We start from the raw sequence: 12686 nt of genomic DNA on the forward strand, positions 1-12686 counted from the left end.
GAGGCATAATCAACGCTGTTCCGATCCGACAGCTAACGATGCCAGCTTCTCCCGCTTCTCCCGCCCCGTTCGAGTGGCCGCTTTCCCCCGATCCTTTCCTGTCGCTCGAAGAGCTGTACGACAGCGACGCACTCGCATGGGTCGACGCGCAAAATGCGCGCACCCGCGCGGCGTGGTGCAGCGGCGCGTCGTTCGACACGCTCAAACGCCGGCTCGCCGATGCGTATCTGCCGCGCGAGCGTCCGGTGATTCCGGATCGCTGGAAGGACTGGGCCTACGACCTGTGGCAGGACGCGAGCAATCCGCGCGGCATCTGGCGACGCACCGCGTGGGCCGCATGGCGCGCCGGCGCGCCGGTCTGGCAGAACCTGCTCGACTTCGACGCGCTCGGCGCGGCCGAAGGCACGCCGTGGGTGTGCGTCGATCTCGACATCCTCTATCCGGACGGCGACCGCGCACTGATCACGATGTCGCCGGGCGGCTCGGACGCGCTCGTCGTGCGCGAGTTCGATCTCGACGCGGGGCGTTTCGTCGATGATGGTTTCGCGATTGCGAAGGCGGGCAAGCACACGGTGTCTTGGATCGATCGCGATACGCTGTACGTCGGCTGGGACAACGGGCGCAAGACGCTGACGCGTTCCGGTTATCCACGCGACGTGCGGCGCTGGACCCGCGGCACCGCGCTCGCCGACGCGCCTGTCGTGTTTCGCGGCGAGTTTGACGACATCGGCGTGGAGGCGAATTACGATCCGGTCGATCGCCGGCATACGGTGACGAGCAGCGTCGACTTTTTCGATTCGCACACCTATTACCTCGACCATGCCAGCGATGCCTGGCATCGTTATGAAGTGCCGTCGCATGTCGCGGTGGGGGCGTGGCAGGGCTGGCTGCTGCTCGAGCCACGGCTCGACTGGGACTGCGAGTGGGACGGCAATCGCGCGCGCTATCCTGGCGGCGCGCTGCTCGCGATTCGCGAGGACGCGTTTTTGCGCGGCGAGCGCGACGTGACGCCGCTTTTCACACCGACGCCGCTGACCTCGGCCTGCGAGTGGTCGCATACGCGCCATCATCTGATCGTGTCGTACATCGACGACGTACGCGGCAAGACGCTGATCTGGACGCCGTGGCAACGCGAGGACGGCACGTGGCACTGGCGCGAGCGCGTGTTCGCGTCGCGCGGCGATGCGCAAGTGGACGTGTCGCCGGTCGAGTCGACGCTTAACGACGAAGTGTTCGTCGACACCGACGATTATCTGCAACCGCCCGCCTACTGGCTCTCCGATCTCGCGCGCGACGAGCCCGGCGAATGGGAGTTGCTCGACCGTTGGCCGACGCAGTTCGACGCGACGAGCGTTGCCGTGACGCGCGGACATGCGGTATCGGCCGATGGCACGCGCATACCGTACACGGTGATTGGGCCGAAGGAAGCATCGTCATCGCTGGGCGATCGACAACCGACGCGTCCGTGTCTGCTGAGCGGCTACGGTGGCTTCGCGATTCCGCTGCTGCCGAGCTATTTGACGGGGCAGGGTATCGGCTGGCTCGAACGCGGCGGCGTGTACGTGGTCGCGCATATCCGCGGCGGTGGCGAGTTCGGCACGCGCTGGCACACGGCGGCGCAGGGAGAACATCGCCAGCGCGCGTTCGATGATTTCATCGCGGTCGCCGAAGCGCTGATCGCGAGCGGAGTGACGAGCGCCGCGAAGCTCGGCATTCAGGGCGGCAGCAACGGCGGTCTGCTGGTGGCCGCCTGCATGGTGCAGCGGCCGGAGCTATTCGGCGCGGTCGTGTGCGAGGTGCCGTTGCTCGATATGAGCCGCTATCACCTCCTGCACGCGGGAGCGTCGTGGATCGACGAGTACGGCGACCCGGACGAACCCGATGAAGCGCGCGCGCTCGCCGCGTATTCGCCGTATCACAACCTCGCGGCCGGCGTCGCGTATCCGCCGGTGCTATTCATGACCTCGACCGCCGACGATCGCGTGCATCCCGGCCACGCGCGCAAGATGGCGGCGCGCATGCAGGCGCTGGGCGCGCAGAACGTGTGGTACCGGGAGAATACGGAAGGCGGACACGGCGGCTCCGATGAGCTCGAGCAGGCCGAGCATGATGCGATGGTGTTCGAGTTCTTGTGGGGTGTGTTGGGCGGCGCTTGAAGCACCAGGAAGGCGAGGCCGCACTGCCTCGCTTCGTGGCTGTGTTCCGGATCAACCGAGCTGCGCGAACACCGGCGCGTGATCCGACGGCTGATCCCATTTGCGCGGCACCTTGTCGATGTCGCACGCCTTGCAGATGTCGGACAGCGCCTTCGACAGCAGGATGTGATCGATGCGCAGCCCCGCGTTGCGACGGAACGCCATCATCCGGTAGTCCCACCACGAATAGATCTTTTCCTGCTGCTCGAACTGGCGGAACGCGTCGAGCAGACCGAGGCCGATCAGCCGCACGAACGCCGCGCGCTCTTCGGGTGACACCAGATTCTGACCTTCCCATGCCTTGGGGTCGTGCACATCGCGATCTTCGGGTGCGATGTTGTAGTCGCCGAGCAGCGCGAGCTTCGGATGCAGTGTCATCTCGGTTGCCAGCCAGTCGTGCAGCGCGTCGAGCCAGCGCAGCTTGTATGCGAACTTGTCGGTGCCGGGTGCCTGACCGTTGGGGAAGTACGCGGAGATGATGCGCACGCCGTCGATGGTCGCCGCGATCACGCGCTGCTGCGGATCCTCGAAACCGGGGATGTTGCGCACGATGCTGGTTTCGTCGACGTTCAATCCTTCGCGCACCAGAATGCCGACACCGTTATAGGTTTTCTGACCCGCGTACCAGCTTCGATAGCCGGCCGCCTCGAGTTCGGCGCGCGGAAACTTCTCGTCGGGGAGCTTCAGTTCCTGCAGGCACAGCACGTCGGTGCCGCTGCTCGCGAGCCAGTCGATGACGTGCTGCTGGCGGACTTTGAGGGAGTTGACGTTCCAGGTCGCGATTTTCACGAAAATATCCGATGCGTGCGTGATGAGAGCAAGGCGATTATAGCGGGGGCCTCGCCGGTCAAAGTCGGCGACATTCTACTTGCTGGGTGCGTCGCGTCTCGCGTGGAATGCGAGGCTGGGTCGCGTGTCTTGTGCTCACGGCGCAAGCTCATGTGTGTTCATCGAGGCTCGGGTTTCATGGCGACGACGTCGTTCGAGAAATGTTCCGCGTTTAGGTTTGACGATTTGCTAGCAAGCTTATATAATCTCTTTTCTCTGACGCGGGGTGGAGCAGTCTGGCAGCTCGTCGGGCTCATAACCCGAAGGTCGTAGGTTCAAATCCTACCCCCGCAACCAAGCTTTGTTGAAAGCCCGCATCGCGCAAGCCATGCGGGCTTTTTGACTTTCAGCGCTTCATTTTGCTTTGTGGCGCCCGCTGCATATGCTGCGCGCGCGTGAACTGGCGCAACATGATTCGCGCGCGATCGAAGCCTCTAACCCATCATCACGCCCCGATCGCCCACTCCACCGCGGCCTGCGCATGTAACGCGGTGGTATCGAACACAGGCAGCACCGAATCTTCCGGCTTGATCAGCAGCGTGATTTCAGTGCACCCGAGTATCACCGCCTGCGCGCCACGCGCGGCCAGATGTTCGATCACGCGTTGATAGACCTCGCGCGACGCGTCGTCCACATTACCGTGGCATAGCTCGTCGTAAATGATGCGGTGCACGTCCGCGCGTTCGTCGTCATCAGGCACGAGCGTGTCGAGTCCATAGCGCTCGCGCAGCCGGCCCGTGTAGAACGTCTGCTCCATCGTGTAGCGCGTGCCGAGCAGACCAACGCGCTCGACGCCCGCCGCGCGCAACGCCGCGCCGGTCGGATCGGCGATGTGCAGGAACGGCACCGTGATGGCCTGCTCGATCGATTCGTACACGCGATGCATCGTGTTCGTCGCAAGAATCACGAGATCGGCGCCGCCGCGTTCGAGCTGGCGCGCGGCGTCGGCCATCTGTTCGCCGAGCGCGTGCCAGTCGCCGGCGCGCTGGTTCGCCTCGATCGACGCGAAATCGACGGTCAGCAGCAGACTGCGTGCGTTGTGATGGCCGCCGAGCCGCGCCTTCGCATGGCGATTCAGCAGCCGGTAATACTCGCTTGACGACTCCCAGCTCATTCCGCCGATCACGCCGATCGTTTTCATCTGTACGCTCCGTCAATGCATGGCCGAAACGGCGAGTATAGGCGCGTCGCATCGCATCGAGCCGGTACGGATTGCGGCCTGTACGCCGGTACGCATCGGCTCGCGCATTATTCTGGCGTCGATAGAATCGTAGCGAGTCCAAACGCGATCAACCGGAGCGAACATGGATCTGATCATCCGCCGCGCGACGCTGCCGCGCAGTGCCGCCCAGCAGTTCACGCAGCAGCAGTCCCCAGTCGACATCGGCATCGCCGCGGGTCGCATCGTCGCGCTCGGGCCGAACCTGGCCGCGAGCGCGCGCGACGAAATCGACGCGGCCGGTTCGCTCGTCACGCCGCCGTTCGTCGATCCGCATTTCCACATGGACGCGACGCTGTCGTACGGTTTGCCGCGCGTGAATGCGTCGGGCACGCTGCTCGAAGGCATCGCGCTATGGGGCGAGTTGAAGCCCGAGCTCACGCAGCAAGCGTTGATCGAACGCGCGATGCAGTATTGCGATTGGGCCGTCGCGCGCGGCCTGCTCGCGATCCGCAGCCACGTCGACGTGTGCGATCCGCGTCTGCTCGCGGTCGAAGCGTTGCTCGAAGTGAAGCGCCGCGTCGCGCCGTATCTCGATCTGCAGCTGGTCGCGTTTCCGCAGGACGGTCTGCTGCGCAGCGCCGGCGCGTTCGACAACCTTAAGCGCGCGATCGGCATGGGCGTCGACGTGGTCGGCGGCATTCCGCATTTCGAGCGCACGATGGCCGACGGCGCGCAGTCGGTGCGCATGCTGTGCGAGTACGCGGCTGGGCAGGGTCTGCGCGTCGACATGCATTGCGACGAATCGGACGATCCGCTGTCGCGTCACATCGAAACGCTCGCGGCCGAAACGCATCGGCTCGGCCTGCACGGACGCGTCACCGGTTCGCACCTGACGTCGATGCATTCGATGGACAACTACTACGTGAGCAAGCTGTTGCCGCTGATGCGCGAGTCGGGCGTCGCGGCGATCGCCAATCCGCTGATCAACATCACGCTGCAAGGCCGCAGCGACACCTACCCGAAACGGCGCGGCATGACGCGGGTGCCGGAGATGCTCGCCGCGGGCATCACGGTCGGATTCGGTCACGACTGCGTGATGGACCCGTGGTACAGCCTGGGCTCGGCCGACATGCTGGAAGTCGCGCAGATGGGCCTGCATGTCGCGCAGATGACCAGCGTCGACGGCATGCGCGCCTGTTTCGACGCGGTGACCGTGAACGCGGCGCGCATTCTCGGTCTGGAAGACTACGGCATCGCGCCCGGTTGCGCGGCCAATCTCGTCGTGCTCGATGCGCGCGACGAGATCGAGGCGATCCGTCTGCGCGCCGCGCGGCTCGCGGTGGTGAGCCGGGGCAGGGTGGTGAGCCGCGCGCCGGCCGCGCGCGCGTCGCTATCGATCGAAGGGCGGCCCGAGCAGGTCGATTTCAAGCTCTATCGCGCGTAGCGCGCTGTCTCGCGCATGAATGAAAAAACCGGCGGCCTGCTCGCGCAGACCGCCGGCTTTTCTATTGGCATCGCGACGCTCGAATCGCTCAGTGTGCGGCACCCGGCGCCATGCCGTTATGCCGCAGCAGCGCATCGATATTCGGCTCGCGGCCGCGGAACGCCTTGAACGATTCCATCGCCGGACGGCTGCCGCCCACTTCCAGAATCTCGCGACGATAGCGCATGCCGGTCGACTGATCGAGCACGCTGCCCGCGGCTTGCGCGGCTTCCTCGAACGCCGCGTACGCATCGGCCGACAGCACTTCCGCCCACTTGTAGCTGTAGTAGCCGGCCGCGTAACCGCCCGCGAAAATATGGCTGAACGTATTCGGCCAGCGCGAGAACGGCGCTTGCGGCACGACGTGGAAGCGTTCGTTGATTTCGCGCGCGAGTTCATTGGCGCTCTTCGCACCGTTCGCGTCGAAGCCCGTATGCAGTTGCATGTCGAACATCGAGAACACGATCTGCCGCAACGTGCCGAGACCGCTCTGGAAGTTCTTCGCGGCGAGCATCTTGTCGAACAGCTCGCGCGGCAGCGGCTTTCCGGTATCGACGTGCGAGGTCATGTCGGACAGCACGTCCCATTCCCAGCAGAAGTTCTCCATGAACTGCGACGGCAGTTCGACCGCATCCCATTCGACGCCGTTGATGCCCGACACGCCGAGCTCATCGACGCGCGTAAGCATGTGATGCAAGCCGTGGCCGAACTCGTGGAACAGCGTGATCACTTCGTCGTGCGTGAAGCAGGCGGGCTTGCCGCCGACCGGCGCCGAGAAATTACACGTCAGATACGCGACCGGCGTTTGCACCGCGCCGTGCGCGAGCTTGTGACGGCCGCGCGCGTCGTCCATCCAGGCGCCGCCGCGCTTGCCTTCGCGTGCATACAGGTCGAGATAGAACTGCGCGACGAGGCCGCCGTCCTGATTCTCGACGCGGAAAAAGCGCACGTCCGGATGCCAGACGGCTGCATCGTCGCGGCGGATGCGCACGCCGAACAGCGTCTCGGTGACCTTGAACAGACCTTTGAACACCGCGTCTTCGGGGAAGTACTGCTTCACTTCGTTTTCCGAGAACGAATAGCGCTTCTGGCGCAGACGCTCGGCGGCGAACGTCATGTCCCACGGCTGCAGATCGGTCATGCCGAGTTCGCTCGCGGCGAATTCGCGCAGCTCCTTCCAGTCCTGCTCCGCATGCGGACGCGCGCGCGTCGCAAGGTCTTCGAGGAAGGCCATCACCTGAGCCGGCGATTCGGCCATCTTCGGCGCGAGCGACACTTCGGCGAAGTTGCCGTAGCCGAGCATCTGCGCTTCTTCGGCGCGCAGCTTCAGTTCGTCCGCGAGCACCTGGGTGTTGTCCCACTCGCTCTTGCCGTTGCCGTACTGTGCGCCGAGCTCGGACGCGCGCGTCACGTACGCGCGATACATCGCTTCGCGCATCGGACGGTTTTCCGAGTACTGCATGACCGGGAAATACGACGGGAAGTGCAGCGTGAACTTGTAGCCGGTCTTGCCGTCGCGCCCGGCGGCTTCCTTCGCGGCTTCGATCACGTCTTCGGGAAGGCCCGCCAGTTGCGCCTCGTTGCCCGCATCCACGAGGTACGCATACGCGTTGGTCGCATCGAGCACGTGATCCGAAAACGCCTTCGACAGCGCCGCCTGGCGCTCCTGCAATTCGGCGAAACGCGGCTTCTGGTCTTCCGGCAACTCGGCGCCGGACAGGCGGAAGTCACGCAGCGCGTTGCTGAGGATCTTCTTGCGTTCGCCGTTCAGCGACGCAAACTCGTCGCTCGCGTTCAGTGCCTTGTACTTCTCGTAGAGCGCGAGATTCTGGCCGACGCTCGACCAGAACTCGGTCACGCGCGGCAGGTTCTCGCCGTACACGGCACGCAGCTCGGGCGTATCGGCAACGGCATTCAGATGGCCGATCACGCTCCACGCGCGTGACAGCGGCTCGGTGGCGCGCTCGACCGGTTCGACGACGTCGGCCCACGACGCGGGCGTGACCGGCAGCGCGGCACGCTCGACGGCGGCCGCCGCGTCGGCGAGCAGCACGTCGAGGGCGGGCGTCACGTGCTCGGGTCGGATGGAGCCAAAGCGCGGCAGATCGGAAAAATCGAGGAGCGGGTTGTCTTGAGGCGTGGCGGTAGTGGACATAGGGCTTCCTGTCTGACGCGGGTGAAGGGGGCGGTGCGGCGGCGTTCGCGCGAGTCGTCTGGTGGCGTGTCGCTCGACGATCGGCGCGCGGCGGCACCGGCTAACGACAGTATTGGGGCGGGAGGCGCCGATTCCAATCCATCGGCTGACAAATTAACAGATGTTGCGGTGCGCTGGCGCGCGTTGGGGCGGGGCGTGGGCCGCGGGGTCCGGCGGCGCGGTGATGATGGGGTGGTTCTGCGAGAGAGGAGGGCGGGAGACGACCCGGTGCGCGAGACGGATGAGTCGCCTCACTCCGCCTCGCACCGACCGCGCGGCGATTACGCCTTGGCCGCGTTCGCCTCGCGCTCGGCTGCTTCGATCGTGTTGACGAGCAGCATCGTGATCGTCATCGGGCCGACGCCGCCGGGCACCGGCGTGATATGGCCGGCCACTTCCTTGACGCCCGCGAAGTCGACGTCGCCGCACAGCTTGCCGGCGTCGTCGCGATTCATGCCGACGTCGATCACGGTCGCGCCCGGCTTCACCATGTCCGCGGTCAGGATGTTACGCAGACCGGTCGCGGCGACCACGACATCGGCGTTGCGGGTGTGCGCGGCCAGATCGCGCGTCTTGCTGTGGCAGATCGTGACGGTCGCGCCCGCTTCGAGCAACAGCAGCGCCATCGGCTTGCCGACGATGTTCGAGCGGCCGATCACCACCGCGTTGGCGCCCTTCAGCTCGATGCCGTAGGCCTCGAACATTTTCATCACGCCGTACGGCGTGCACGGACGGAACAGCGGCTGGCCGGTCAGCAACGCGCCCGCATTGGCGACGTGGAAACCGTCGACATCTTTCTCGGGCGCGATCGCCTCGATCACCTTGTGGCTGTCGATGTGCTTCGGCAGCGGCAGCTGCACGAGGATGCCGTGGATGGCCGGATCGCGGTTCAGCTCGTCGATGCGCGCGAGCAGCTCGGCTTCGGGCAGGTGGGCCGGATAGCGGTCGAACGACGAGCCGAGGCCGTTGTCGTGGCAGGCTTTCACCTTGTTGCGCACATACACTTCGCTGGCCGGATTGTCACCGACCAGAATCACGGCGAGGCCCGGCTGATGGCCGCGGGCGGTCAGGGCTGCGGCGCGCGCCGCGACGTCGGCGCGCAGGGTCTTGGAGAGGGCGAGGCCGTCGATCAGTTTGGCAGTCATGGTCGGTCGAACGTTGAGTCGAGGTTGGAGATCGGGAATCGATTCGGGGCAGGCGGTTTGGGCTGGCGGGGCGAAGCGCTCGCGCGGAGGGGGCGCGCGACGGCGTGCTTCGGCTGCTCGACGAAGCCGGGTCGCCCGCGACAGGCGCGTTGCCGATTCGGGCAACGCGCCGCTGCAAAGTCCGACATTATACCGGCGCGACGGGCGTGCTTCCGCAGGGGATTCGCGGCGCGTGGAAGCGTACGGGAGGAGAGGGGCGGGACGTGTGACGGCAAGAAAGCGCAACGCGGGCGGCGGGGCAGGCCGCTCGAACGCCACGCGCACGCCGGACTCAGCGACGCTCACGCCGTCGCGAACCAGCGACGCAACCGCCGCATGGCGGTCACTTAGAGACGGCCCTCCGAGCGAAGGGCCGCCCATACCGACGTTACTGCGCGACGTTACTGCGCCGTTTGCGGCTTGTTCGACAGCGCGAGTCGCAGCAGATCGGCGACCGTGTTGACGTTCAGCTTTTCCATGATGTTCGCGCGATGCGCTTCGACCGTCTTGATGCTGATGCCGAGGTCGTCGGCGATCTGCTTGTTCAGGCGGCCCGCGATGATCCGCTCGAGCACCTGATGCTCACGCGCGGTCAGCTTGCCCAGGCGCTCGGCCGCGGCACGCTGCTGCTGGACGCTGGTGCTTTCACTGCGCGCCTTGTCGAGCATGCGCTCGACGAGCTTGCGCAGTTCGGCTTCGTCGAACGGCTTTTCGATGAAGTCCATCGCGCCTTTCTTCATCGTCGACACGGCCATCGGCACGTCGCCGTGGCCCGTCACGAAGATGATCGGCAGCGAAGCGTTGTCGGCGATCAGGCGTTCCTGCAACTCGAGCCCGCTCATGCCGGACATCCGCACGTCGAGGATCAGGCACGCGATCTGGCCCGGATGCTGATGCGGCTGCCATGCGTCGAGGAACTGTTCTGCGCTCAGGAAGCATTGAACGCGGTAGCCGTTCGCCTCCAGCAGCCAGCGCAGCGAATCTCGCACGGCCTCGTCGTCGTCGACGACAAAGACGGTTTCCTGGGTGGTGACTGGGCTGTTCATAGCTCTCCCGTAACGGTTTGTGGTGTCGGCGCCTCGGACCCGCCGTTGCTCGGGCCGTCAGGCTCCCCAATAGGCAGACTGCAATGGAACGTGGCACCCGTGATGTGGCCGTCGGACTCGACATTGTTGACCACCCACAGACGCCCGCGATGCGATTCGATAATCGAACGGCAAATGTTCAGCCCCATGCCCATGCCATCGGACTTGGTGCTGTAAAACGGTTCGAACAGACGCTCGGCGGTCGTTTCGTCGACGCCCGGCCCCTGATCGACGACGCTGATGCAAACGAAGCCGCTGTCCAGCCGCACGACTACGCGGATCACTGGGTCGACCGCGTTCGGGCGCGCTTCGGCCATCGCCTCGACGCCGTTCTTCAGCAGGTTCACCAGGACCTGCTCGATCAGCACCGGATCGACGTAGATCACCGGCAGCCGCGAGCGCAGATCGGTGACGATGCGAATCCGCCGCTTTCTTGCCTCGATTTCGGCGAGACCCACCGCGTCGGCGACGATATCCGCGACCCGCGTGGCCTGACGCTTCGGCTCGCTGCGCTTCACGAACTCGCGGATACGCTTGATGATCATGCCGGCGCGCACCGCCTGCTGTGCGGTCTTTTCGAGCACCGGCAGCAGATTGTCGGGCGTCGTCCGACCGGATTTAACCAGTGCGACGGTCCCGGAGCAATAGTTGTTGATCGCGGCGAGCGGCTGGTTCAATTCGTGCGCGAGCGACGAGGCCATTTCGCCCATCGTCATCAGGCGGCTCGTGAACTGCAGCTTCTCGTCCTGCTGGCGCGCCAGCTCCTGGGCGCGCTTGCGGGTCGTGATGTCGGTTGCGATCTGCATCTGCGCGAGATGGCCGTCGACCCACTGGATGTACTGGCGCCGCACCTCGAACCACTTCTGGATGCCGGGGATGTAGATTTCCTGCGCGTCGGCGGTGCTTTCGGTCAGCGCCGCGGCGGGCAGGCCGACGAAGGTGTCGACCATGTCGATCGAATCGGACGACGCCTGCGAGCTGTCGAAGCCGCCGCCCGCGAGTTCGAGGTGACCGTCCGGGCGGATGCCGAACAGATGCCGGTAGTAGCGGTTCGCGAACAGCAGCTCGGCTTCGTCGGCGGCGAGCACCGACACCGCCGCATCGAGGCTTTCGAGCACGGTCGTGAAGCGCTCATGGGCGGCGGCGAGTTCTTCGCGCGCGCGCTTCGGCTCGGTGATGTCGGTCATCGACGACATCCAGCCAGTCTGGCGGCCCGAGCTGTCGATCAGCGGCGACACGTAGAGCCGTGCGTGGAACGTCGAACCGTCCTTGCGCCGCACGCGCAGCTCGAAGCCGGACGAGGGCGCCTTGCCGCGCAGCGTCATGTCGAGCTGGCGCTGCATCTCCGGGTACGCGTCGCGCGGCCAGTACGCGAACGGCGCGCTCTTGCCGACGAGGTCGCTTTCGTCCCAGCCGGTCATGCGGCAGAACGCCGGGTTCACGTGCGTGATGCGGCCGTGCATGTCGAGCACGCGCATGCCGATCAGCACCGAGTTTTCCATTGCGCGGCGGAAAAACGCTTCCGCGTACAGCGCCTGCTGCGCCTCGAAGCGCTGCCGGGTGTGCTTCCACAGACTCCACAGGCTCCACAGCACGAAGCAGGAGAGGCCGGCGACCAGCCACACCAGCGTGTTGTTCGTGAAGTTGGTGATCTGCGGGAACGCGTATACGCGCACCGAGATGCCCTGGCCCGGCGGGTCGAGCGGCAGGTCGTAGAACATGTCGCGCGGCAGGCGCGGGCGGGTCGACGTGGTGGTCAACTCGCGGTTGTTCACGTCGATGATCGAGATCTTGTATTTGGCCGACAGCTCGGGCGGGATGTCGCGCTTCAGAATGCCTTCCACCGAGAACACCGCGGCGATCGTGCCGAGGAAATCGCGGTCGCGGAAGATCGGCGTTTGCAATGTGATGAAGCCGTTGCCGAGGTCGTCGTAGATGAGCGGCGAGTACACCTGGCGGCGCGTGTTGCGCGCCTCGGCGAAACCGGCTTTGACCGCTTCGTCCATTTGTGCGTCGTTGGGCCGCGCGAGCCGCTGGCCTAGCACCGGCGGCGCGGCATTGGGCCAGCGCGGCTGCTGCTGAGCGGTGTACCAGTTCATGTAGAGGATCTCGGGATGCCCCTGCATGATGTCCGTGGTGTTCACCTGGAACGAATGCTCGTCAGCATGGCCGGCGGCGAGGTCGCGCGCGAGCGCCTGAATCTGTTCCTGCGCGCCTGTCATCGACAGCCGGATCTGCTGCTGCGCCCACGCGACGTTGCGGTACAGCGTGTCTTCCTGCTGCTGCTGTTCGCGCCGGTTCAGACTCCAGAGAATCAGGCTCATGACGACCAGGAATACCAGGATCGACAGCAGCGGCGTCAGCAAATAGGAATTGGACCACCAGGGTCCGTGGTGCCAGCGCGGGGACGGCGACGAATCCGCCGGCGAACCCGCGGTGCGCGCCGAGCGAGAGAAAAGCCGTTCGGTCAACATGCGTGGCATTGTAGCTCAGCACGTCCCCGACAAATGACGCAAAAAAGCGCGGAAAGTGCAGTTAATCGGCGCAAACTAGCC

At 65.4% G+C, this 12686-nt stretch carries 8 protein-coding genes and 1 tRNA gene; 3 read left to right on the forward strand and 6 right to left on the reverse strand.

The features are described 5' to 3' along the window. The first annotated feature begins 38 nt into the window (after positions 1-38). Positions 39-2156 carry a prolyl oligopeptidase family serine peptidase gene (locus tag ACLFKU_RS00800; protein WP_410847880.1) on the forward strand — a complete coding sequence of 706 codons (2118 nt, stop codon included), beginning with the start codon at positions 39-41 and terminating at the stop codon, positions 2154-2156. A gap of 51 nt (positions 2157-2207) precedes the next feature. On the opposite strand, the gene xth is transcribed toward ACLFKU_RS00800, so the two are convergent. Beyond that, positions 2208-2984, reverse strand: coding sequence for an exodeoxyribonuclease III (gene xth / locus ACLFKU_RS00805; protein WP_410847881.1), 777 nt, complete (start codon positions 2982-2984; stop codon positions 2208-2210). Between the two features lie 259 nt (positions 2985-3243). On the opposite strand from xth, the gene ACLFKU_RS00810 reads away from it, so the two are divergent. Next, positions 3244-3320, forward strand: a tRNA-Met gene (locus ACLFKU_RS00810). 148 nt (positions 3321-3468) lie between these two features. Here the strand turns inward: ACLFKU_RS00810 and ACLFKU_RS00815 are convergent. Then, a complete protein-coding gene (locus ACLFKU_RS00815; RefSeq protein ID WP_410847882.1) occupies positions 3469-4164 on the reverse strand; it encodes an aspartate/glutamate racemase family protein in 696 nt (231 codons plus the stop codon). Positions 4165-4327: 163 nt separating this feature from the next. Here ACLFKU_RS00815 and ACLFKU_RS00820 point away from each other — a divergent pair, with 163 nt between their 5' ends. After that, positions 4328-5629, forward strand: a complete 1302-nt coding sequence (locus tag ACLFKU_RS00820; RefSeq protein ID WP_410847883.1) for an amidohydrolase family protein — start codon at positions 4328-4330, stop codon at positions 5627-5629. A gap of 88 nt (positions 5630-5717) precedes the next feature. On the opposite strand, the gene ACLFKU_RS00825 is transcribed toward ACLFKU_RS00820, so the two are convergent. The 4 genes from ACLFKU_RS00825 to fixL all read right to left on the reverse strand — a co-directional run bounded on the left by ACLFKU_RS00825 (position 5718) and on the right by fixL (position 12605). Continuing rightward, entirely contained in the window at positions 5718-7823 is a 2106-nt protein-coding gene (locus tag ACLFKU_RS00825) for a M3 family metallopeptidase (RefSeq protein ID WP_368586749.1), read from the reverse strand. 320 nt (positions 7824-8143) lie between these two features. Next, entirely contained in the window at positions 8144-9007 is an 864-nt protein-coding gene (gene folD / locus ACLFKU_RS00830; RefSeq protein ID WP_410847884.1) for a bifunctional methylenetetrahydrofolate dehydrogenase/methenyltetrahydrofolate cyclohydrolase FolD, read from the reverse strand. A 440-nt stretch (positions 9008-9447) separates the two neighbouring features. Next, entirely contained in the window at positions 9448-10092 is a 645-nt protein-coding gene (gene fixJ / locus ACLFKU_RS00835) for an oxygen response regulator transcription factor FixJ (RefSeq protein WP_008922736.1), read from the reverse strand. Continuing rightward, on the reverse strand, positions 10089-12605 hold the full coding sequence (fixL, locus tag ACLFKU_RS00840) for an oxygen sensor histidine kinase FixL (RefSeq protein WP_410848071.1): 2517 nt from the start codon (positions 12603-12605) through the stop codon (positions 10089-10091). Before fixL ends, fixJ begins: the two co-directional genes overlap by 4 nt. Positions 12606-12686 lie beyond the last annotated feature (81 nt).

The sequence above is a fragment of the Paraburkholderia sp. EG304 genome (genome assembly GCF_046543485.1).
In the GTDB taxonomy this organism is placed as follows: Bacteria; Pseudomonadota; Gammaproteobacteria; order Burkholderiales; family Burkholderiaceae; genus Paraburkholderia; species Paraburkholderia youngii.